At 49.2% G+C, this 21,442-nt stretch carries 21 protein-coding genes; 18 read left to right on the plus strand and 3 right to left on the minus strand.

Translation table 11 applies throughout. The annotated features are described in order from the left end of the window. From XMD564_RS10120 to XMD564_RS10175, 12 genes are all read left to right on the plus strand, one after another. Positions 1–789, plus strand: coding sequence for a ParA family protein (locus tag XMD564_RS10120; RefSeq protein WP_173482161.1), 789 nt, complete (start codon positions 1–3; stop codon positions 787–789). Positions 790–798: 9 nt separating this feature from the next. Further along, positions 799–1,665, plus strand: coding sequence for a ParB/RepB/Spo0J family partition protein (locus tag XMD564_RS10125; protein ID WP_173482160.1), 867 nt, complete (start codon positions 799–801; stop codon positions 1,663–1,665). A gap of 112 nt (positions 1,666–1,777) precedes the next feature. Beyond that, positions 1,778–2,179, plus strand: a complete 402-nt coding sequence (locus tag XMD564_RS10130; RefSeq protein WP_173482159.1) for an ATP synthase subunit I — start codon at positions 1,778–1,780, stop codon at positions 2,177–2,179. A gap of 25 nt (positions 2,180–2,204) precedes the next feature. Beyond that, complete coding sequence (atpB, locus tag XMD564_RS10135; RefSeq protein ID WP_173482158.1) at positions 2,205–3,026, plus strand: F0F1 ATP synthase subunit A; 822 nt, start codon at positions 2,205–2,207, stop codon at positions 3,024–3,026. 61 nt (positions 3,027–3,087) lie between these two features. Continuing rightward, entirely contained in the window at positions 3,088–3,321 is a 234-nt protein-coding gene (atpE, locus tag XMD564_RS10140) for a F0F1 ATP synthase subunit C (protein WP_169451839.1), read from the plus strand. Positions 3,322–3,391: 70 nt separating this feature from the next. Beyond that, a complete protein-coding gene (locus XMD564_RS10145; RefSeq protein ID WP_173482157.1) occupies positions 3,392–3,862 on the plus strand; it encodes a F0F1 ATP synthase subunit B in 471 nt (156 codons plus the stop codon). A 12-nt stretch (positions 3,863–3,874) separates the two neighbouring features. Further along, positions 3,875–4,411, plus strand: coding sequence for a F0F1 ATP synthase subunit delta (locus XMD564_RS10150; protein ID WP_173482156.1), 537 nt, complete (start codon positions 3,875–3,877; stop codon positions 4,409–4,411). Between the two features lie 15 nt (positions 4,412–4,426). Then, complete coding sequence (gene atpA / locus XMD564_RS10155; protein WP_173482155.1) at positions 4,427–5,971, plus strand: F0F1 ATP synthase subunit alpha; 1,545 nt, start codon at positions 4,427–4,429, stop codon at positions 5,969–5,971. 75 nt (positions 5,972–6,046) lie between these two features. Next, a complete protein-coding gene (gene atpG, locus XMD564_RS10160) occupies positions 6,047–6,910 on the plus strand; it encodes a F0F1 ATP synthase subunit gamma (RefSeq protein WP_173482154.1) in 864 nt (287 codons plus the stop codon). 37 nt (positions 6,911–6,947) lie between these two features. Next, on the plus strand, positions 6,948–8,345 hold the full coding sequence (gene atpD, locus XMD564_RS10165) for a F0F1 ATP synthase subunit beta (protein ID WP_173482153.1): 1,398 nt from the start codon (positions 6,948–6,950) through the stop codon (positions 8,343–8,345). A 32-nt stretch (positions 8,346–8,377) separates the two neighbouring features. Continuing rightward, positions 8,378–8,803, plus strand: a complete 426-nt coding sequence (locus XMD564_RS10170) for a F0F1 ATP synthase subunit epsilon (RefSeq protein ID WP_173482152.1) — start codon at positions 8,378–8,380, stop codon at positions 8,801–8,803. Positions 8,804–9,092: 289 nt separating this feature from the next. After that, positions 9,093–9,380 (plus strand): TIGR03643 family protein, encoded by a 288-nt coding sequence (locus tag XMD564_RS10175; protein WP_173482151.1) that lies wholly within the window; start codon positions 9,093–9,095, stop codon positions 9,378–9,380. Here XMD564_RS10175 and XMD564_RS10180 read toward each other — a convergent pair. Further along, positions 9,377–10,117 (minus strand): TrmB family transcriptional regulator, encoded by a 741-nt coding sequence (locus tag XMD564_RS10180; RefSeq protein WP_173482150.1) that lies wholly within the window; start codon positions 10,115–10,117, stop codon positions 9,377–9,379. The genes XMD564_RS10175 and XMD564_RS10180 overlap by 4 nt on opposite strands. A 98-nt stretch (positions 10,118–10,215) precedes the next feature. On the opposite strand from XMD564_RS10180, the gene glmU reads away from it, so the two are divergent. Together glmU and glmS are read left to right on the plus strand one after the other, a co-directional pair. Further along, entirely contained in the window at positions 10,216–11,580 is a 1,365-nt protein-coding gene (gene glmU, locus XMD564_RS10185) for a bifunctional UDP-N-acetylglucosamine diphosphorylase/glucosamine-1-phosphate N-acetyltransferase GlmU (RefSeq protein WP_173489253.1), read from the plus strand. 5 nt (positions 11,581–11,585) lie between these two features. Then, positions 11,586–13,409, plus strand: a complete 1,824-nt coding sequence (glmS, locus tag XMD564_RS10190; RefSeq protein WP_173489254.1) for a glutamine--fructose-6-phosphate transaminase (isomerizing) — start codon at positions 11,586–11,588, stop codon at positions 13,407–13,409. A 4-nt stretch (positions 13,410–13,413) separates the two neighbouring features. Here the strand turns inward: glmS and XMD564_RS10195 are convergent, their stop codons facing one another. Continuing rightward, entirely contained in the window at positions 13,414–14,271 is an 858-nt protein-coding gene (locus tag XMD564_RS10195) for a DMT family transporter (RefSeq protein ID WP_173483705.1), read from the minus strand. Between the two features lie 82 nt (positions 14,272–14,353). After that, positions 14,354–17,785, minus strand: a complete 3,432-nt coding sequence (gene putA / locus XMD564_RS10200) for a bifunctional proline dehydrogenase/L-glutamate gamma-semialdehyde dehydrogenase PutA (RefSeq protein ID WP_173494531.1) — start codon at positions 17,783–17,785, stop codon at positions 14,354–14,356. Positions 17,786–17,931: 146 nt separating this feature from the next. On the opposite strand from putA, the gene XMD564_RS10205 reads away from it, so the two are divergent. From XMD564_RS10205 to XMD564_RS10220, 4 genes are all read left to right on the plus strand, one after another. Continuing rightward, complete coding sequence (locus XMD564_RS10205; RefSeq protein WP_173482145.1) at positions 17,932–18,402, plus strand: Lrp/AsnC ligand binding domain-containing protein; 471 nt, start codon at positions 17,932–17,934, stop codon at positions 18,400–18,402. Between the two features lie 291 nt (positions 18,403–18,693). Further along, positions 18,694–19,893: an ABC transporter substrate-binding protein gene (locus XMD564_RS10210; RefSeq protein ID WP_173482144.1), complete on the plus strand. Its 1,200-nt coding sequence runs from the start codon at positions 18,694–18,696 to the stop codon at positions 19,891–19,893. A 64-nt stretch (positions 19,894–19,957) separates the two neighbouring features. Next, positions 19,958–20,728, plus strand: a complete 771-nt coding sequence (locus XMD564_RS10215) for an ABC transporter ATP-binding protein (RefSeq protein ID WP_173482143.1) — start codon at positions 19,958–19,960, stop codon at positions 20,726–20,728. 6 nt (positions 20,729–20,734) lie between these two features. After that, complete coding sequence (locus XMD564_RS10220) at positions 20,735–21,439, plus strand: ABC transporter ATP-binding protein (protein WP_173482142.1); 705 nt, start codon at positions 20,735–20,737, stop codon at positions 21,437–21,439. Positions 21,440–21,442 lie beyond the last annotated feature (3 nt).

Here is a 21,442-nt window from a genome sequence, read left to right on the forward strand (position 1 = left end):
TTGGCCAAGATTTTAACGGTCACCAATCAGAAAGGTGGAGTCGGTAAAACCACCACCAGCGTGAACTTAGCGGCATCACTAGCTGCTATGCATAAGCGCGTTCTGCTCATCGATCTGGATCCTCAGGGTAATGCGACCATGGGCTCTGGTGTCGACAAGCATGATCTTACTCTCTCGGTCTATGAGCTTTTAACCGATCAAGCGAGCGCCAAAGAGTCGATCATCACCAATTTAGAAGTGGGTTACGACGTGTTAGGTGCCAATGGCGACCTAACGGCGGCTGAAGTTGAACTTCTGCAGATGACACGTAGAGAGTTTCGTCTGAAGATGGCGCTCGATGCTGTGGCTGACCAATACGATTTTATTCTGATCGATAATCCACCTTCTCTGAGTTTGCTAACGGTGAATGCACTGGCCAGCTCTGACGGGGTTATTATCCCTATGCAGTGTGAATACTATGCCCTCGAAGGGATCAGTGCATTGGTGGGCACCATCGATAAGATTCATGAACGTCTTAACCCTCGACTGAAGATTGAGGGTATTTTGCGCACCATGTTCGATCCACGCATGAGTTTGACCAAAGATGTCTCTGATCATCTCCTAGAGTATTTTGGTGATCAGGTTTACCGTACAGTCATTCCACGTAATGTCCGTTTAGCAGAGGCCCCCAGCCACGGTCTACCGGCGATCATGTACGATAAAAATTCTCGAGGTGCGATTGCATACCTGGCACTGGCGGGTGAACTGGTTCGCCGTACCGATAAAGAGCAAACCCAAGCGGTTTCTTAAGGAGTTGAAATGAGCACTAAACGTCGTGGATTGGGTCGTGGTTTAGACGCCCTACTTTCCGGTTCTGCAGCGACTGTCGCGAACGACCAATCGAGTGACTCTACGCAACTCACTGAACTGGCGGTTGAGCGCCTAAGTCGTGGTCGTTACCAACCGCGCCGTGATATGGAGCCTCAAGCGCTTGAAGAGCTAGCCGCTTCGATTAAAGCGCAAGGCATTATGCAGCCGATTGTGGTACGACCTATCGGTGGTGATAATTTTGAAATCATCGCGGGTGAGCGTCGCTGGCGTGCAGCCCAGATGGCTGGTTTAGAGCGTGTGCCTGTTGTCATTCGAGATGTTCCTGATGAAGCGGCCATTGCGATGGCACTCATCGAAAACATTCAACGTGAAAACCTAAACCCGATCGAAGAGGCCATAGCCCTGCAGCGCCTTCAGCAGGAGTTTGAACTGTCACAGCAAGAGGTGGCTGATGCCGTTGGAAAATCGCGCACCGCCGTTGCCAACCTTCTGCGTCTTCTTAACCTGACCGACGAAGTCAAACGTATGTTAGAGCATGGAGACCTTGAGATGGGTCATGCGCGTGCTCTACTGCCTCTCACGGAAGCGTTACAGATCGATGCCGGTCGAGAGGTTGTGGCTAAAGGCCTATCGGTTCGTCAGACTGAGTTATTGGTGCGCACTTTGCAAAATCCAACGGAGCCTAAAGCGAAGCCAGAGCTTACCAGCAAGCATGAGCGTATCGTTGAAGATCTGACTCGACTGCTATCTACCAAAGTGACGCTGAGCGAAAACGCAAAGGGTCAGGGTAAGATTGTGATCAGCTACAATGATGCTAAAGAGCTAAAAGCGATCGTTAAACAACTTCGCGATTAAAGCGAACAAGACCTTAGTCATAGTTAGACTACTCTGTGCTTGATGCTTATTCCCTTTTCACCTACAATTGCGCCCGCATTAGCTGGGATAAACGCACTACTTTTGGGCAAAGATGATGAATCCAAACCTCATTGGTAAGCGTTCTGATAGGGCGAAAGCTCGATATTTCACCGTTTTGAAATATCAGTCAGGCATCCTGTTAGTGCTAAGTGCAGTCGCTGTATTTATTGATTTTGTAGCAGCGTACTCAATGCTGATAGGTGGTTTAATCTACTTGATTCCTAACGCCTATTTCGCAAACAAGCACTTTAACAAGCAGACACAGGGGTCTGCACAAGGGACACTCGCAGAGTTGTATGCGAGTCAAATATGGAAAATGGCATTGATGGCCATCAGTTTTTCACTGGCGTTTGTGCTGGTAAAACCCATCAGTGTTTTTTCCTTATTTGCGATGTTGATTCTGCTTCAGGTCAGTAATCTGATCATGCAGTTCGGCGTTAAAACGGATTCTTAACCTTCGATAAAGAGAGAAACTGAGAATGGCATCTGGAACAGTTACCTCCTCAGAGTATATTGCTCACCACTTAACCAACCTTACCTTTGGTAACCACCCTGTTAACGGTCTTGGCTTTGCGCACAGTGCGCAAGAAGCTGCTGAGATGGGCTTCTGGGCGATCAACGTAGACACAATGTTCTGGTCGATTGCTCTTGGTCTAGCGTTCGTGTGGTTCTTCCGTAAGGTGGCTAAAAGTGCGACAAGTGATGTACCTGGCGGCGCTCAAAACTTTGTAGAAACCATCATCGAGTTCATCGATGACAACGTGAAGAGTATCTTCCACTACAAAAATGCACTCATCGCTCCATTGGCGTTGACCATCTTTGTATGGATCTTCCTAATGAACACCATGGACTTGGTTCCCGTTGACTGGATTCCATTCCTAGCAGCAGAGATGGGTATCCACTTCATGAAAGTGGTTCCAACGACTGACGTAAACGCGACCGCGGGTATGGCGTTGAGCGTCTTTGCACTTATTCTTTACTACAGCATCAAGCAGAAAGGTCTTGGCGGGTTCCTAGCAGAGCTTAGCTTCCAGCCTTTAGGCAAATGGTTGCTGCCATTCAACCTCTTCCTAGAAGTGGTTGGTCTACTGGCTAAGCCAGTATCATTGGCACTACGTCTTTTCGGTAACATGTACGCAGGTGAGATGATCTTCATCCTGATTGCACTGCTGCCGTTCTGGGCTCAATGGATCCTGTCGGTTCCATGGGCAATTTTCCACATTCTAGTTATTACGCTTCAGGCGTTTATCTTCATGGTCCTAACAATCGTCTACTTGGCGATGGCCCACGAAGATCACTAAGCGGAATAACAAGAGTTTACTAACTGTAATAACCTTAAATTAACTAAATCGGAGAAAAACGATGGAAATGGCATTGCTGTACATTGCTGGTGCACTGATGATGGGTCTAGGCGCTGTAGGCGCTGCGGTCGGTATCGGCGTTCTAGGTGGCAAATTCCTTGAAGGTGCTGCTCGTCAGCCAGAACTGATCCCACTACTACGTACTCAGTTCTTCATCGTAATGGGTCTTGTCGACGCTGTTCCTATGATCGGTGTTGGTCTTGGTCTATACGTACTGTTCGCTGTTGCTGGCTAACAAGTAGTTTTTTAACTAGATACCCCATGGGTTTCACTACTTTTAATCAGACAACCGCGAGGATAATGGCGTGAATATCAATCTCACCATCATTGGTCAGGCTATCGCGTTCTTCATCTTCGTCGTATTTTGTATGAAATACGTATGGCCACCACTAACAAGTGCACTGGCTGAGCGTAAGAAGAAGATTGCAGATGGTCTTGATGCGGCAGAACGCGCTGAGCGCGATCTGAAGCTAGCTCAAGAGAAAGCGACAGATAATCTGCGCGAATCTAAAGAGCAAGCAGCTGCCATCATTGAACAGGCCAACAAGCGGGCTAACCAGATTGTTGACGAAGCTAAAGAGCAAGCGCGCGAAGAAGCTAATCGCGTTAAAGCTGCTGCTGAAGCGGAAATCGAACAAGAGATCAACCAAGCGAAGGAAGCTCTTCGTGCACAGGTTGCAGCACTAGCACTAGCTGGCGCTGAAAAAATTCTGGAAGCCTCTGTTGACGAGAAAGCACACGCACAGTTAGTTGAAAAACTAGCTGCGGAGCTTTAAGCGAGGTTTACGATGGCTGAACTCAATACAGTCGCTCGGCCCTACACAAAAGCTGCATTTGAATATGCAGCTAGCAAGGGCAGCCTCGATCAGTGGGCTAACATGCTGTCAATCGCTGCCTCTTGTGTAGCGGATGCGACAGTAGCCCAGGTGCTGGCAAACCCAGCCCTAACGTCTGAGCAGAAAGCTGGGACGCTGAATGGCCTTTTAGAAGGCGACATCGACCAAGCGGGCCAAAACTTTATGGCTCTATTGGCAGAAAATCAGCGCTTGGCTCTGTTGCCAGAGATCGCTGCACAGTTCAAAAAGCTGAAGTCAGCTCAGGAAGCTTCAATTGAAGTGGATCTGACAACTGCCTTCGATCTTGCTGATGAACAGCAGCAGAAATTGGCTAAGGCGCTTAGCACCAAGTTGGGTCGTGAAGTAGCAGTCACTGCACAGGTAGACAAGTCTATCCTAGGCGGTGTAATTGTTCGTACAGACGACCTTGTGATCGACGGTTCGGTTCGTGCTCGACTTGCGAAACTGGCCGAAGCGATGAATTCCTGAGAATGAGGAATAGAAATGCAGCAACTGAATCCATCTGAGATCAGCGAGATTCTCAAGAAGCGCATCGAGTCACTTGATGTGTCTTCAGAAGCCCGTAACGAGGGCACAATCGTTAGCGTATCCGATGGTATCATCCTGATCCACGGTCTAGCTGACGTAATGTACGGCGAAATGATCGAGTTCCCTGGTGGCGTCTACGGTATGGCGCTTAACCTTGAGCGTGACTCTGTCGGTGCCGTAGTTCTTGGTGATTACCAAGGTCTTAAAGAAGGCATGACGGCTAAATGTACTGGCCGTATCCTTGAAGTACCAGTAGGTCCTGAGCTACTTGGTCGCGTTGTAGACGCACTAGGTAACCCAATCGACGGTAAAGGTGCTATCGACGCAAAAATCACAGACGCAGTAGAGAAGGTAGCGCCAGGCGTTATCGCTCGTCAGTCTGTTGACCAGCCAGTTCAGACTGGTCTGAAAGCGATCGATGCAATGGTACCAATCGGCCGTGGTCAGCGTGAGTTGATCATCGGTGACCGTCAGATCGGTAAGTCGGCAATTGCGATCGACGCGATCATCAACCAGAAAGGTACTGGTATCAAATGTATCTACGTAGCAGTGGGCCAGAAACAGTCTACTATCGCTAACGTAGTACGTAAGCTTGAAGAGCACGGCGCAATGGATCACACGATCGTTGTAGCAGCGGGTGCAGCAGATCCTGCAGCAATGCAGTTCCTAGCTCCATACGCAGGCTGTGCAATGGGTGAGTACTTCCGTGACCGCGGTGAAGACGCACTGATTATCTACGATGACCTAACTAAACAAGCTTGGGCTTACCGTCAGATTTCACTTCTTCTTCGTCGTCCACCAGGTCGTGAAGCATACCCAGGTGACGTATTCTACCTACACTCACGCCTACTAGAGCGTGCAGCGCGTGTTAACGCTGACTACGTAGAAGAGTTCACTAAAGGTGAAGTTAAAGGACAAACAGGTTCATTGACTGCTCTACCTGTAATCGAGACTCAGGGTGGCGACGTTTCGGCGTTCGTACCAACCAACGTTATCTCGATCACAGACGGTCAGATCTTCCTTGAAACTGGTATGTTTAACTCAGGTATTCGTCCTGCGATCAACGCAGGTCTGTCAGTATCACGTGTAGGTGGTGCGGCTCAGACTAAAGTCATCAAGAAATTGGGTGGCGGTGTACGTCTAGCACTTGCACAGTACCGTGAATTGGCAGCGTTCTCGCAGTTTGCTTCAGACCTTGACGAAGCGACTCGTGCACAACTAGAGCACGGTCAGCGCGTTACAGAACTGATGAAGCAGAAGCAGTACTCTCCAATGTCTGTCGCTGAGATGGGCTTGAGCTTGTACGCTGCGAACGAAGGCTTCCTGAGCGACGTAGAATTGAACAAAATCGGTGCATTCGAAGCTGCATTGGTTGCATACTTCAACTCGGAGCATGCTGACCTGATGGCTAAAGTGAATGAATCAGGCGATTACAATGACGAAATCGCTGCTGGATTCAAAGCTGGCATCGAGAAGTTCAAATCTACCCAGACTTGGTAAGCGCTCGAGTTATGAGCAGAACGGCTGAACAGACTCTGTTCAGCCGATACTAAGTCAAGGAATAGAGGCGGATTTATGGCAGTCGGAAAAGAGATTAAGACGCAGATCGCGAGTATCGGTAGCACACGTAAGATTACCAGCGCCATGGAAATGGTTGCTGCATCTAAGATGCGCCGTGCCCAAGATCGCATGGAGTCTTCTCGTCCATACGCACGCAGTATCCGTGGTGTGATTCAGCACTTAGCGAAAGCTAACCCTGAATACAAACACCTTTACATGCAGAACAACGACCTGAAACGAGTAGGTTTCATTGTTGTCGGTTCTGATCGCGGACTCTGTGGTGGCCTGAACGTTAACTTGTTCAAGGCTGCTATTGGCAAAATGAAGGAGTTCAATTCACAGAATGTCGAGATCGATTTCTGTGCAATTGGTGGTAAAGCAGTTAGCTTCTTCCGTAACTACGGCGGTAACGTTAAGGCAGCAACAAGCGGCCTAGGCGATGCACCAGAGTTGGAAGCGCTAATCGGTTCAGTAAAAGTGATGCTTGATAGCTTCAACGAAGGCAAACTTGACCGTCTATACGTGGTATCGAACGAGTTCGTTAACACCATGACGCAAAAGCCGACTATTGAACAGCTTCTGCCCCTTCAGGCTGAAGAAGACGACGACACTCTCAACCACCACTGGGATTACATCTACGAGCCAGATGCTCGTGATCTACTAACAGGTCTTTTGACTCGTTACGTTGAATCAATGGTGTACCAAGCAGTTGTTGAGAATAACGCCTGTGAACAGGCAGCGCGTATGTTGGCAATGAAGAATGCAACCGACAACGCCGGCAACCTAATCGACGAGCTTCAGTTGATCTACAACAAAGCGCGTCAGGCAGCGATTACACAGGAAATTTCTGAAATCGTAAGTGGTGCTGCTGCTGTTTAAAGCAGTTAACAGGCTAATAAGTTAAGAGGATCCGAACATGAGTAGCGGACGTATTGTTCAGATTATCGGTGCAGTCGTTGACGTGGAATTCCCACGTGAAGATGTACCGAAGGTTTATGACGCACTAAACGTCACTAAAACCAACCTGACACTAGAAGTTCAGCAACAGCTGGGTGACGGTGTCGTACGTACTATCGCAATGGGTCAGACTGAAGGTGCAAGCCGTGGTCTGGACGTTGTAAACACTGGTGCTCCAGTATCTGTACCTGTAGGTACAGCGACCCTAGGTCGTATCATGGACGTACTAGGTAACCCAATCGATGAGTGTGGCCCGATCGGTGAAGAGGAGCGTTACCCAATTCACCGTAAAGCACCTTCTTACGCAGACCAAGCAGCGACTAACGAACTGCTTGAGACAGGCATCAAGGTAATCGACCTTGTTTGTCCTTTCGCTAAGGGTGGTAAGATCGGTCTGTTCGGTGGTGCCGGTGTAGGTAAAACCGTAAACATGATGGAGTTGATCAACAACATCGCAACTCAGCACTCTGGTCTATCTGTATTCGCAGGTGTAGGTGAGCGTACTCGTGAGGGTAACGACTTCTACCACGAAATGCAGGAAGCAGGCGTAGTAAACGTTGAGCAGTTCGACAAGTCGAAAGTAGCGATGGTTTACGGTCAGATGAACGAGCCACCAGGTAACCGTCTACGTGTAGCGTTGACTGGTCTTACAATGGCTGAGAAGTTCCGTGACGAAGGTCGTGACGTACTTCTATTCGTCGACAACATCTACCGTTACACACTTGCGGGTACTGAGGTATCAGCACTGCTAGGTCGTATGCCTTCAGCAGTAGGTTACCAGCCAACTCTTGCAGAAGAGATGGGTGTACTTCAGGAGCGTATCACGTCGACTAAGACTGGTTCGATCACTTCTATCCAAGCGGTATACGTACCAGCGGATGACTTGACTGACCCATCACCAGCGACAACCTTCTCGCACCTTGACGCAACAGTCGTACTGTCTCGTCAGATCGCAGAGCTAGGTATCTACCCTGCGGTAGACCCACTAGACTCTACTTCTCGTCAGCTTGATCCGCTAGTAATCGGTTCTGAGCACTACGAGACTGCACGTGAAGTGCAGGGTGTCCTACAGCGCTACAAAGAGCTTAAAGACATCATCGCGATCCTAGGTATGGACGAACTTTCTGAAGAAGATAAGCAGACGGTAGCACGCGCTCGTAAGATCCAGCGTTTCCTATCTCAGCCATTCTTCGTAGCAGAAGTCTTCACTGGTGCACCAGGTAAATATGTCTCTCTTAAAGACACTATCAGTGGCTTTAAAGGCATCCTGAACGGTGAATACGACTCTCTACCAGAGCAGGCGTTCTACATGGTTGGCGGCATCGACGAAGCAGTCGAAAAAGCCAAAGGCATGTAATCCCTTAAGCGGAACCTGAAGAGGTAATTGAAATGGCTATGACTGTTCATTGTGACATCGTAAGTGCTGAGGAAGAGATCTTCTCTGGCCTTATCGAATTCGTCTCTGTGAGAGGTAGCCTGGGTGAGCTGGGTATCTACCCAGGTCACACTCCGCTTTTGTCGGAAATCAAACCAGGCCCTGTCGAGCTTCGCAAGCAGGGCGGTGAAGAGGATATCTTCTACGTATCTGGTGGCTTCCTAGAGGTACAACCACACAAGATTACTGTGTTGGCTGATACTGCACTTCGTGCGGGTGACCTTGATGAAGCAACCGCTGTAGAAGCACAGAAGCATGCTGAACAAGCAATGGCTGACAAGCAGGGTGAGTTCGAATACTCACGTGCTGCGACTCAGCTTGCTGAAGCAGCTGCACAGCTTCGTACCCTCGATGCAATTCGCCGCAAACTCGGCAAATAAGATCTACACGATCAAAAAAGGCAGCTTCGGCTGCCTTTTTTTGTGCTTTGAAAAAGCACCGTGTCTGACCTTTAGTCTGACACGACTCAGGAGTTACGCTACAGTCTCTGGTAGACGCTGACAAAGCCGATGACAGGCTGAAAGCCTGTCACGGTCACTCCGTAGCTGGTTTAGTACACAGTGACAGGCATTCAGCCTGTCATCTGCACTCATAAGCTACCTCTCATCTGAACTAAAACACATACGCTGGCGTACACAACGACACCTGCTTTATTTTTCAGAGGTTTAGATGTCACAAAAGCTAGCACACGCCGGCCTGTCAGAAGAGGCGATTTCGCGAGTCATTGAGATGGCTTGGGAAGATCGCACACCCTTTGAAGCGATTGAGGGGTTGTACAGCTTGTCAGAGCCACAAGTGATCAAGTTGATGCAGCGTGAGATGAAGCCCAGTTCGTTTCGTATGTGGCGTGAACGGGTCTCTGGTCGCAACACTAAACATCTTAAAAAGCGTCCAGAGGGGATTGATCGCGGCTACTGCTCTCGCCAGTACAAGATGGTCAGTAAGCCTAAGCGCTAAAGCAGGCGCCAGAGTGTATCAAATATGATCTTCTGCGCGGCCGCTACTTCACTTGAATCGATAACCACCGCAGTTGGGTAGTTATCAGACGCTAAAGAGATGATGGCAATTTTTGGTGGATAGATCGCTATATAAGCGGCGTCTACTGGTCCCTCTGTTTTGATCCATTTACGTTCTGATAGATCAGCACTTTCACCCCCATCCCCAATCGCGATAACCCGTACCTTGATCTTTCGAGCAACACGCTGTGCTGTGAAGTTCGGGAAGGGACGGTAGAGATGCTTTCGAATCGGTTTTGATGAGAAGACAGAGTAGATCGGTTCAGGGTTTGAGCTAACACTGTTAAGGATATCTCTGAGTACCTGCTCAATCCCCTCGTCACCCTCATACCACTGAACATTGGCTGCGCTAAAATCAGGCGAGAGTTGATGCAGCTCGGGTATGACACGACGCTTTAACTCTTCAACAGCGAGATCTAAGCGTTTACGGCGTTCTTCAGCCAGTTCTACCAACACTTCAGGCTCACGTGCTGTGAAGATGCGGCGCTTACCTTTTGGCAGATAGCTGACCACACCTAACGCCTGCATCTGCTTCAGTGCTTCATAGGTTGTGCCGCGATTGACCCCTGCACGCTCAGCAATGGTACGAATCGAACTGGGGCCAAGCGCTAGCAGGGCCTTGTAGATTGAGACGTCACGGTCGCTAAGACCGATCTCTAAAAACAGCGAATTATCCATATTTGTCAATTTTTTTATGACATTTAACCTTGCAGCAGTGTGCGCTTAGGTTAAAGTATCGTCAAGTGGATAAATTTTGTTTTTGGAAACACCCGTTAATGTCGATAGATGTAGTCATTCTTGCGGCCGGTCAAGGCAGCCGTATGAAATCTAAACTCCCTAAAGTCCTTCACCCTTTGGCAGGAAAATCGCTGGTAAAGCACGTCATTGATCAAGCGAGTCAGTTAAACAACAGCGCGATGCATATTGTGGTTGGCCATGGTGCGGATCAGGTTAAAGAGGCGTTGTCCGATCTATCTTGCCAATTTTATACACAGGCTGAGCAGCTAGGCACGGGCCATGCCGTTGCACAGGCCTCAGCGGGTCTTCGTGCAGGCGGTGTTACGCTAGTGCTTTACGGCGATGTGCCATTAACGCCGGCGAGTGTGCTAGAGCAGATGGTACAGGTCGCTCAAACGGGTAAAGTGTCGCTTCTGACTGTTAACCTAGACGATCCGACGGGATACGGCCGTATTCTTCGAAGTGCGGTTAACGATGTTGTGGGTATAGTGGAACAGAAGGATGCCAATGAAGAGCAATTGGCGATCACTGAAGTGAACACTGGCATTATGGCGATGCCAACCGATCATCTAAACGAATGGTTGCCGCAACTCTCTTCCGATAACGCACAGGGTGAGTACTACCTAACTGATTTGATCGCAATGGCGGCGGAGTCGGGTGTAACGGTTCAGGCACTTCATCCTACATCTGAGTTCGAAGTACAGGGTGTGAATAATCGTCGACAACTCGCTGAATTAGAGCGTTGGTATCAACTTCAGCAGGCCAATGCTGCGATGGATGCTGGTGTTACCTTGGCGGATCCAGCTCGATTCGATGTGCGAGGGCAACTGACGGTAGGGCAAGATAGCCACATTGACGTTAACTTCGTTGCAGAAGGCGAGGTACGCATTGGCTCAAACGTTTTGATTGGGCCCAATTGCAGCGTTAAAAATTCGATTATCGGTGACGGTGTAGAGATTCTTGCGAACACCCACATTGATGGTGCTGTTATTGCCGATGCTTGTCAGTTGGGCCCCTTTGCTCGTATCCGTCCTGGCTCACAACTTGCTGCTGGAGTTAAAGTCGGCAACTTTGTTGAGACGAAGAAAGCTCTGGTTGGTCAAGGGTCTAAATTGAACCATCTCTCTTACATTGGCGATGCACAGATCGGTGAAGAGGTAAATGTTGGTGCCGGCACCATTACCTGTAATTACGACGGTGTGAACAAATCCCTGACCGAGATTGGTGATCGCGCATTTATTGGGTCAAACAGCTCATTGGTTGCACCCGTGCAAGTGGGAGCAGGAGCAACCATCGGTGCAGGCTCCACCATTACCAGTAAAGTGGAAGAGGATCAGCTCTCCGTTGCACGTGGTAAGCAGAGAAATATTTCGGGCTGGAAACGCCCAATAAAGAAAGGTTAATCGTTATGTGCGGTATTGTAGGTGCAGTCTCTGAACGCCAGGTCAGCGGTATTCTATTAGAGGGTCTTAGTCGATTGGAGTATCGCGGCTATGACTCAGCGGGCATGGCCATTCATGATGGTCAATCTGTGAATCGTCTACGCCGTATTGGCAAAGTACAGGCTCTTAAGGATGCTCAAGAAGCGTCACCGATCACAGGTACACTTGGCATTGCGCATACGCGTTGGGCCACTCATGGTGTGCCTGCAGAGCACAACGCTCACCCGCACATGTCAGGAGATAGTGTTGCTGTTGTTCATAACGGTATCATCGAAAATTTCGAAGAGCTAAAAGCTGAATTGCTTGCTGATGGTTTTCAATTCTCATCTGAGACTGATACAGAAGTAATCGCTCACTTACTTGCTAAGCTTCTTAAATCAGAAGATTCACTTCTTGCAGCGTTGCCAAAAGTCATCGCCCGTCTTGAGGGTGCATTCGCCTTGGGCGTGGTACACAAGGATCTACCAGACCAGCTCTATACCGCACGCAAAGGCAGTCCGCTGGTTGTTGGTGTTGGCATTGGCGAAAACTTTATCGCATCCGATCAGCTTGCACTGCTTCCTGTTACAGACCGTTTCATGTTTCTTGAAGATGGCGATATTGGCTGCCTGACTCGTGATGAGATTCGTGTTTGGGATGCGACAGGTCAATCGGTTGAGAGAGCAGTGTCGCGTTACGAGCACTCAGCAAGTGCAGCTGAAAAAGGCGAATTTAAGCACTTTATGATGAAAGAGATCTATGAGCAGCCGACTGTAATGGCGGATGTGCTTGAAGGTCGTTTAACCGGAGATCGTCTTCTTGAGCAGTGCTTTGGTGCAGAGGCTGCAGAACTGTTTGATAACACTAAGCAGGTTTTAATTCTTGCCTGTGGTACTAGCTATCATGCCGGTATGGTGGCGCGTTACTGGATCGAAGAATTAGCTAATTTGCCATGTTCGGTAGAGGTGGCATCTGAGTTTCGTTACCGCAAAGCCGTTGTTCCAGAGGGAACTCTGCTTCTGACTATTTCACAATCCGGTGAGACCGCTGACACCTTGGCCGCATTGCGTGATATTCAATCTCGAGTGGCGGGCTCATTAGCTATCTGTAACGTTCCAGGTAGCTCGCTGGTCCGTGAATCACAGCTCTCTCTGATGACTCAAGCGGGTCCAGAGATTGGTGTTGCTTCTACTAAAGCGTTCACATCACAACTTGTTGCTTTGATGCTGACAACGGTCGCGCTGGCCCGCCGACAGGGGCTAACCGATGAGAAAGAGGCCTATATCATCCACTCACTGCGCCAACTACCTAGCTTACTTGAGCAAGTGATTGGCTTGGATGATCAGATTCAGAAGATGTCAGAAGCGTTTGCTGAGAAGCACCACTCGCTCTTCCTAGGTCGAGGCGCGCTCTATCCAGTTGCAATGGAAGGCGCACTTAAGCTCAAAGAGATCTCTTACATTCATGCTGAAGCCTACCCTGCCGGTGAGCTAAAGCATGGTCCACTGGCTCTGGTCGACAAAGAGATGCCGGTCATTGCCGTTGCCCCGCGTAACGACATGCTGGATAAGCTGAAAGCGAATCTTCAAGAAGTTCGAGCGCGTGGCGGTGAGCTATTTGTCTTCGCGGAAGAAGGTACTATCCAAGAGGAAGAGGGTATTCATGTCATTGAACTGCCCGTTGTCGATTTCTGGTTAGAACCGCTGGTTTACACCATTCCTCTTCAGCTACTCTCTTATCATGTAGCTGTTCTAAAAGGCACCGATGTCGACCAACCCCGCAACCTTGCGAAATCAGTAACCGTAGAGTAGCAAACTACCTTGGGGCTAACCGCCCCATGGCAATCAAACCACCCACAACGATGATGGCGCCGCCAAGTAGCGTCATCAGTGTGGGTACCTCGCCCAGTAGAATTAATGCAGCCAGAGTGGCAAAGAGTAGCAGCGTGTAGTTAAACGGCTGCAGGGTGCTCGCATCTGCATAGTCCATCGCTTTAATGTAAAAAAGCTGGGAGCCAATATTCATAATGGCTAATGCGATTAGCAGTGCACTCTGCTCTGTCGATGGCTGAATCCACTGAAACAGGCCAAATGGCAGCGCCAGCACCAAACCTACTAGCCCCATGTAGAGGGTGTGTGTTTTGAATCCATCTCTGCCACTCAGGTATTTGGTTAGAATCGAGAAACTGGCTAATGCAATGGCGCCACTCAGCGGCATCAGTAACTCGATCGAGATACCGGCACTGCTCGGCTGAATGATAATCATCGCACCGGTAAGACCGATCAAAACCGCTATCACCCTTCTTCTCGTCAGTTCCTCTTTCAGGATAAATCGCGCCATAACCAACGTAATCAGGGGAAAAAGCGCGACGATCGCGTGTACCTTTGCCACCAACATCAGCGTGAATGACAGGTTAATAAAGATTATCTCGGTAATCGACAGCGCCGCACGACCCAGCTGCAGCATCGGCTGTGCCGATTTAAGTCCCACAACAGATTGCCGCAACCCTCCGGCAAGCATGACGGCAAACAGGGTAAAAAACAGGTATCGCACCAGTAACAACTGACTTAGGGGCAAACCCCCTACTAGCAGGTGTTTAGTGATGATGTCCTGAATAGCAAACGACAACATGGACGCTAAACAGAACAGAATACCGATGGTTGATGGTTGCATGATGGGCTTTGATACCTAGGGGATAATCTACTGAAGAGTTATAGCAAATCACCCCCTTGCCTGTCTTGAGTTAACGATACTATTAACTCATTAGCAGTGCTGCATTTCCCCCTGAAGCGGTGGTGTCTTCGCAAATATGTTGCTCTTTACGGTGGTAAACCGAGTGCCCTTTAGACTTGAGAAGTGGAATGATCGCCCCCTCCCTTTGACTGAGAGTAATACGAATCTGCTTACATAACGCTTCGTGAGCGCTAACAGATACGCCTGCCAAGTCTGCAAGCTCAGTTAACAGTCCTGGATCCAGATCGCCGGCCAAACAGATAATGGGTAGATCTTTCATGATGTCACTGTCAGGAATCTTTTTGGTTAGCAGTAGCGTTGGGTTGCCGGTTGATGCACTTGCAATGGCTTGCTGCCAAGCTTGCTCGTCGCCAGCGACTAACCAATAACCTCTAGCTGATGTGAATAGCTGATTATCTTCACCCGTAACACTAGGGCATTGTGTTAGAAGTTCACGAGCAAGAGGTTTAAATTGAGATCGCAGAGTCTGCCATGCTGATTGCACCTGTTCTGCTGATAGCAGGTCTAAGGGGTTAGGTTGATACTGACTCTCAATTGTCTCCGGTTGTGTTAGATTGACGAGATAGTTTGGCCCACCCGCTTTAGGTCCGGTCCCTGACATACCTTCCCCGCCAAAAGGCTGAGACTCGACGATAGCCCCAATCTGGTTGCGGTTGATGTAGCAGTTCCCCACGTTGAGTTCAGCACAGAGCCGCTCAGTTCTGTTCTGTATGCGTGAATGCATTGCGAAGGTTAGGCCATATCCACGCGCGTTAATATCGTTGACCACATCATCAAGTTGATCCGCATTGTATGGAGCAATATGTAAAATCGGGCCAAAGCGCTCGAAGTCCAAATCATGGATACCATCAACTTCAAGCAAGGTTGGTGTAACAAAATGACCGTCGAGCTCTTGAGTTTTAGTTTGATACACAATTCTTGAGCGTTGTTCTTCAATATAAGTATTCAACGCTTGCGCAGCTGTAGCATCAATAACAGGACCCACATCGCACTTCAGTTCGCTTGGATCGCCCACCTTTAACAGCGCCATGGCGCCGGTGATCATCTCGAGGATCTGCGGGTAAACCTCTCGCTGGACGTAGAGCATACGCAGCGCTGAACAGCGCTGGCCGGCGCTCTGGAAGGCTGATGCCATAACCGCTTTAACCACTTGTTCTGGTAGCGCAGATGCATCGGCAATCATCGCATTCAGGCCGCCAGTTTCAGCGACCAGCAGAGTATCTGGCGCAGCGTTATGCGCAAGTGCCTTCTCAATACGTTTCGCTGTGGCTGTCGAGCCGGTAAAGATCACTGCGTTCACGTCTGGGTGTGAGACCAGTGCATTACCCTGTTGTGCGCCTGTGCCGAACACAAGTTGTACTAGGTCAGTTGGCATGCCCGCTTCTTTCCAGAGTTCTATCGCTTTGCGAGCGACTAAACTGGTCTGTTCGGCCGGTTTAGCCAACACCGCATTGCCGGCACCAACAGAAGCCGCAATTTGACCGGTAAAGATCGCCAGCGGGAAGTTCCAAGGTGAGATGCAGACAGCCACACCTCGTGCCTCAGTTTGTTGATCAAGTCCGTCGCTCTCATCGGCGTAATAACGCAGAAAGTCGACCGCTTCACGAATTTCATTGATTGCATCAGCAAGAGTCTTTCCTGCTTCTCTGGCCAGTAGAGCGAGTAACTCAGGAGTGTCGCGTTCATAAAGATCTGCGATCTGTCGCAAGAGTTTTCCTTTGAGTGGCTTGTCTGCCCAAGCCGTTTGGGCAACCTTGGCCTGATTGAACAGCTGATCGACTGAGCTCAGATCAGTCGTTTGATAGTGCCCCAATAGCTCTTGCGAGTAAGGCTCTACAACAGGGACGTCACCTGTCTCGCCCCAAATTGTCTGCATAAAGAGTGAGCGGCTTGCTAAAAGCGCATCGACTTCTGCCTGTTCGCCAAGGTCAAAACCGCGAGAGTTACTCCTATCAGTGAATATTGCGCTGCCGGGTGTTACCGCTTGCTCGATGAGTTTCTGATGCACCGGACTCGCAACGACCTGCTGTGGCGGGATAGCCTCGTCAGCAAGCTGGCTAACAAATGAGGAGTTGGCTCCATTTTCAAGCAGACGACGCACTAGGTAGGCGAGTAGATCTTTATGCGTTCCCACGGGCGCATAGATACGACAACCTGTCTGGTGCTTCTCCAAGAGCTCTTGATGCAGCGCCTCTCCCATGCCATGAAGACGTTGCATTTCGAATGCAATGCCGGCCTCTTTGGCCCAGTTGAGTACACAGGCTGCTGTCTGGGCATTGTGAGTAGCAAATTGTGGGTAGATGCGGTCGCCGTAACGCACCAGTTTGCGCGCACAGGCGAGGTAGCTGACATCGGTGTGATGCTTTGCGGTGAACACCGGGAAATGGTCCAGCCCTTGCTCCTGCGCAAGTTTGATTTCGGTATCCCAGTAGGCACCTTTAACCAAACGCACCATCAGTTTGCGATTGCTCTGATCTGCCCAAGCGTAGAGTTGATCCAGTACCGAATAAGCTTTGCGGTTGTAAGCTTGCACAACAATACCCAGACCATCCCAACCGGAAAGCTCAGGCGCTTCAATCAGGTTGCGAATGATATCGAGCGATATCTCAAGGCGTGCGCACTCTTCAGCATCAATATTGAGGCCAATATTGTGCTCCTTAGCAAGTGAGCAGAGTGACAGCATGCGCTCACTTAATTGGGTAACTGCCTCGTCCTCATTGAATAGCTCGTAACGCGGATGCAGCGCCGACAACTTTACTGAGATGCCTGGATTCTTTTCGATCTGGGTTGATTTCGACTGCTCGATCAGTGCTAGCAGGGCGTTGCGGTATGAATTGAAATAGCGATCGGCGTCGGCCTGAGTATAAGCCGCCTCACCCAGCATATCGTAAGAGAAAGTGTAACCTTGGAACTCAAGTTTGCCGGCGCGCTCTTGGGCGCTTTTAATGCTTTCACCTAGGACGAAGGCACGACCCATCAGCCGCATACCTGCACCCACTCCGATTCGCATCGCGGCGAGTATTGCGCTGCGAAGGGGTTTCATCTTGAGGCTAGCGCTGCCCAGTTGCAGTCCCATGCTGGCGCCGCGAACAAGTGCACTGGTCTGCGCCGTTTTAACGGACCAGTCGCGGTTAGCGAGCTTATCAATAATCAGTTCGTTAGCCGTCTGTTTGTCCGGTACGCGTTGGTAGGCCTCAGCCAAAGTCATCAACGATAGTCCCTCTTGCGTGTCTAAAGGATAAGCACGAAGGAATTGCTCAAGGATAGACGGCTTAAAATTGTTACGAATCGCAGTGACTAGGTTGCTCGCCACTGTCTGGAGGTCAGGCGTGACCCACTGCAGAAGTTGCTCTTTCTCGATGAGCTGTTGCAGTTGATCTAATTCTGATTGGTCGCAATAGGGTATCTGGATGTGTGTGTTTTGAGCGTTCATGTTTAGCCCCTCTAAATTGATAATGCAATTATAGATTTAGACTTATAGGGCTTCTGTCTATTTTTATAGGTATATATAGACTTTAAAACTTATTATTTGCTTTAATTTAGATAACTAATAGTTAAATAATTTTATTGGTAGGCGATATGACTAATGTGTCTTTAGATAATTATGATTTGGCGATATTAAAAACCTTAGAGCAAAACGGGCGGATAACGGTCACTGAGTTGGCTGATAGAGTGGGATTATCTAAAACCCCCTGCCAAATTCGAATGAAGCGGCTAGAAAGCAATGGAGTGATACGTGGCTATACCGTAATCATGGATTACGGACTGCTCGATACTAATCATATTGCCTTTGTGCAGGTTAAGCTCAGTGACACCAGGGCTGCTGCTCTTGCTTCATTTAATGATGCAGTTGGCGCTGTGTCTGAAATAGAGGAGTGCCATATGATGGCTGCAGACTTTGATTACATCCTTAAAGTGCGTACACGCGATATCGCGAGCTATCGAGAGGTTCTGGGTGAAACTATTTCAGAGCTACCCTATGTCTCTAGTACCTCTACCTTTGTCTGTATGGAGGCTGTTAAAGAGCATGGCCAAGTCTTTGATGGTTAGCAAATCACCTAAATTTCTCTAATTTCTAGGAAAATTGATTTTTATAATATGAATAAAAAGAATATTTTCCAGTTTCTGTTCAATAAATAGGCAAAATCACCCATCAGGTCTGTTCTATAATTGATTAACCATCAATTGATCAGATGGTCTGACCAATACGTAACTGAAATCTGTTGTCTGAATGGTCAACATTCGATAATGTTAATGCGTTGCCAGTTGAAAAACTGCAGACACTGATCGCTACTACTTAATCGATAAAGTGGTGTGATGTTTCATTATAAGGAGAAGAGAATGAAAAAATTAGCATTGGCTGTAGCTGCAGCTTCAATGATCGCGGGTGCGGCGCAAGCTGGCAGCCACATGCCAAGCGAAGTTCGTCTTGGTGTTGCTCTAGGCTTTACAGGTCCTGCTGAATCACTTGCTGCTGATATGGCTGCAGGTGCAGAGATGGCTATGAAAGAAGTTGCTGATAGCGGCAAGCTTCTTGGTGGTGCTAAGGTTACTCCAGTTCGTGCTGACTCAACCTGTGTTGATGCTTCTGCTGCCGCTGCAGCCGCTGAGCGTCTAATCTCAGCTGAGAAAGTGGATGCGATTGTGGGTGCTCTTTGTTCTGGTGCAACGATCTCAATCCTACAGAACGTAGCGATGCCAAACGGTGTTCTTCTGTTCTCTCCTTCAGCGACTTCACCAGCGCTTTCAACTCTTGAAGATAACGGTTACTTCTTCCGTGCATCACCATCTGATGCTCGTCAGGGCCAAGTAATTGCTGAAATGCTTCAGGAGAAAGGTTACAAGTCGATCGCAATGACTTACACCAACAACGATTACGGTAAAGGCCTAGCGGACAGCATTCAGTCAAACTTCGAAGCGGCTGGCGGTAAAGTGACTATCAACACTCCACACGAAGATGGCAAAGGCGATTACGGTGCGGAAGTGGGTGCTCTTGCTCAGGCAGGTGGTGACATCCTAGTGGTTGCTGGTTACCTTGACCAAGGTGGTAAAGGCATCATTCAGTCATCTCTAGATGCGGGTGCATTTGATCACTTCTTCCTACCTGATGCGATGATCGGTGACAGCCTAACAGCTGCAATCGGTCCGGATCTAAACGGTTCAATCGGTACGGTTCCAGGTACTGACAGCCCTGGATCAGACTCTTACAAAGAGATGTTCACTGCGGCTACCGGTGCGGCACCTGGCCCATACTCTGACTACTCTTACGATGCAGCGGCTATGACGCTTCTAGCGATGCAGGCAGCAGGCACTAAAGATTCTAAAGTCGTTAAAGATCACGTCTTTGAAATCGCAAACGCTCCAGGCGAGAAAATCTACCCAGGTGAGCTAGCGAAAGGTCTTGAGATCCTAGCTAACGGCGGTCAGATTGACTACGTTGGTGCGACTGCGGTTGAGTTGATCGGCGGCGGTGAGTCAGCAGGTAGCTACCGTGAGATTCTGGTTAAAGACCAGCAGAACACAACTGTTCGTTACCGCTAAGCGATAGCGCATAAAACAGGCTCGGGGTTCACTGAATCTCGAGCCGTTTTTACATTTGAGCATTATGATTGTTGTAGAAAATCTCCATAAGCGCTTTGGCGGTGTTCATGCCGTGAATGACGCGTCCCTTCACATTAAGAAGGGCTCAATTACCGGTCTAATCGGTCCAAACGGTGCAGGTAAAACGACGCTGTTTAACGTGATCGCAGGCCACCACTCGCCCACTTCAGGTCGCATCACCCTTGATGGTGAAGACATTACCGGACTTAAGCCACATGAGCTGTTTGGTAAGGGTCTATTGCGCACCTTCCAGTTGGCTCACGAATTCTCTTCATTAACGGTTCGCGAAAACTTGATGATGGTGCCACCTAATCAAGCTGGCGAAAGCTTAATGAATACCTGGTTCCGCAAAGATCTAGTGCGTGCTGATGAGCAGCGTGTGCGTGAGAAAGCGGACGAGGTGATCGATTTTCTAGAGATTGGTCACGTAGCAGATGAACTGGCTGGCAACCTGTCCGGTGGCCAGAAGAAGCTTCTGGAACTGGGTCGCACCATGATGGTGGATCCTAAAATTGTCTTCTTGGATGAGGTCGGTGCCGGTGTAAACCGAACGCTGCTCTACAAGATTGGCGATGCGATTAAAAAGCTGAATCAGGAGCGCGGTTACACCTTCTGCCTGATTGAGCATGATATGGACTTCATAGCGCGTCTTTGTGACCCGGTTATCTGTATGGCGGAAGGTACTGTTTTAGCCGAGGGTACGGTTGATGAAGTTAAGAACAATGAGCAGGTGATCGAGGCTTACCTCGGTACCGGTTTGAAACATAAGCGGTAAGCGTACATGAGTTTTTTAATAGGTCAGAGTATGACCGGCGGCTACGGTGCTGCGGATATCCTCAAAGAGTGCACCATTGGTGTGGATCGAGGTGAGATCGCGGTTATCGTTGGCCCTAACGGTGCTGGCAAGTCGACGGCAATGAAGGCTACCTTTGGCATGTTGCCGCTGCGAGAAGGCCAGGTGATGTTTGATGGTGAGGACATTACCCACCTTAAACCTGAAGAGCGTGTGGTTAAAGGGATGGGGTTTGTGCCTCAAACCCACAACGTATTCACCTCGATGACGGTTGAAGAGAATCTTGAGATGGGCGCCTTCATACGTGAAGATGATATCTCCGATTCGATTGAACAGGTTTATGAACTCTTCCCCATTTTGAAAGAGAAGCGTCGCCAACCAGCCGGTGAGCTTTCAGGCGGTCAGCGCCAGCAAGTCGCGGTGGGTCGTGCCATGATGACGCAACCTAAGGTTCTGCTTCTGGATGAGCCCACAGCCGGTGTATCACCCATTGTGATGGATGAGCTATTTGATCGCATCATAGAGATTGCTCGCACAGGTGTAGCGATTTTGATGGTTGAGCAGAATGCGAAACAGGCGCTAGAGATTGCCGATAAAGGCTACGTGCTGGTACAGGGTTCTAACCGATTCACAGATACAGGCGAAGCGTTGTTGGCTAACCCTGATGTTCGTCGCTCGTTCTTGGGGGGTTAATCG

Source organism: Marinobacterium sp. xm-d-564, from assembly GCF_013283345.1.
In the GTDB taxonomy this organism is placed as follows: Bacteria; Pseudomonadota; Gammaproteobacteria; order Pseudomonadales; family Balneatricaceae; genus Marinobacterium_E.

Coding starts and splice junctions, on each gene's coding strand:
- XMD564_RS10125 (WP_173482160.1), top strand. CDS start 799: ATGAGCACTAAACGTCGTGGATTGGGTCGTGGTTTAGACGCCCTACTT.
- XMD564_RS10130 (WP_173482159.1), top strand. CDS start 1,778: ATGATGAATCCAAACCTCATTGGTAAGCGTTCTGATAGGGCGAAAGCT.
- atpB (WP_173482158.1), top strand. CDS start 2,205: ATGGCATCTGGAACAGTTACCTCCTCAGAGTATATTGCTCACCACTTA.
- atpE (WP_169451839.1), top strand. CDS start 3,088: ATGGAAATGGCATTGCTGTACATTGCTGGTGCACTGATGATGGGTCTA.
- XMD564_RS10150 (WP_173482156.1), top strand. CDS start 3,875: ATGGCTGAACTCAATACAGTCGCTCGGCCCTACACAAAAGCTGCATTT.
- atpA (WP_173482155.1), top strand. CDS start 4,427: ATGCAGCAACTGAATCCATCTGAGATCAGCGAGATTCTCAAGAAGCGC.
- atpG (WP_173482154.1), top strand. CDS start 6,047: ATGGCAGTCGGAAAAGAGATTAAGACGCAGATCGCGAGTATCGGTAGC.
- atpD (WP_173482153.1), top strand. CDS start 6,948: ATGAGTAGCGGACGTATTGTTCAGATTATCGGTGCAGTCGTTGACGTG.
- XMD564_RS10170 (WP_173482152.1), top strand. CDS start 8,378: ATGGCTATGACTGTTCATTGTGACATCGTAAGTGCTGAGGAAGAGATC.
- XMD564_RS10175 (WP_173482151.1), top strand. CDS start 9,093: ATGTCACAAAAGCTAGCACACGCCGGCCTGTCAGAAGAGGCGATTTCG.
- XMD564_RS10180 (WP_173482150.1), bottom strand. CDS start 10,117: ATGGATAATTCGCTGTTTTTAGAGATCGGTCTTAGCGACCGTGACGTC.
- glmU (WP_173489253.1), top strand. CDS start 10,216: ATGTCGATAGATGTAGTCATTCTTGCGGCCGGTCAAGGCAGCCGTATG.
- glmS (WP_173489254.1), top strand. CDS start 11,586: ATGTGCGGTATTGTAGGTGCAGTCTCTGAACGCCAGGTCAGCGGTATT.
- XMD564_RS10195 (WP_173483705.1), bottom strand. CDS start 14,271: ATGCAACCATCAACCATCGGTATTCTGTTCTGTTTAGCGTCCATGTTG.
- putA (WP_173494531.1), bottom strand. CDS start 17,785: ATGAACGCTCAAAACACACACATCCAGATACCCTATTGCGACCAATCA.
- XMD564_RS10205 (WP_173482145.1), top strand. CDS start 17,932: ATGACTAATGTGTCTTTAGATAATTATGATTTGGCGATATTAAAAACC.
- XMD564_RS10210 (WP_173482144.1), top strand. CDS start 18,694: ATGAAAAAATTAGCATTGGCTGTAGCTGCAGCTTCAATGATCGCGGGT.
- XMD564_RS10215 (WP_173482143.1), top strand. CDS start 19,958: ATGATTGTTGTAGAAAATCTCCATAAGCGCTTTGGCGGTGTTCATGCC.
- XMD564_RS10220 (WP_173482142.1), top strand. CDS start 20,735: ATGAGTTTTTTAATAGGTCAGAGTATGACCGGCGGCTACGGTGCTGCG.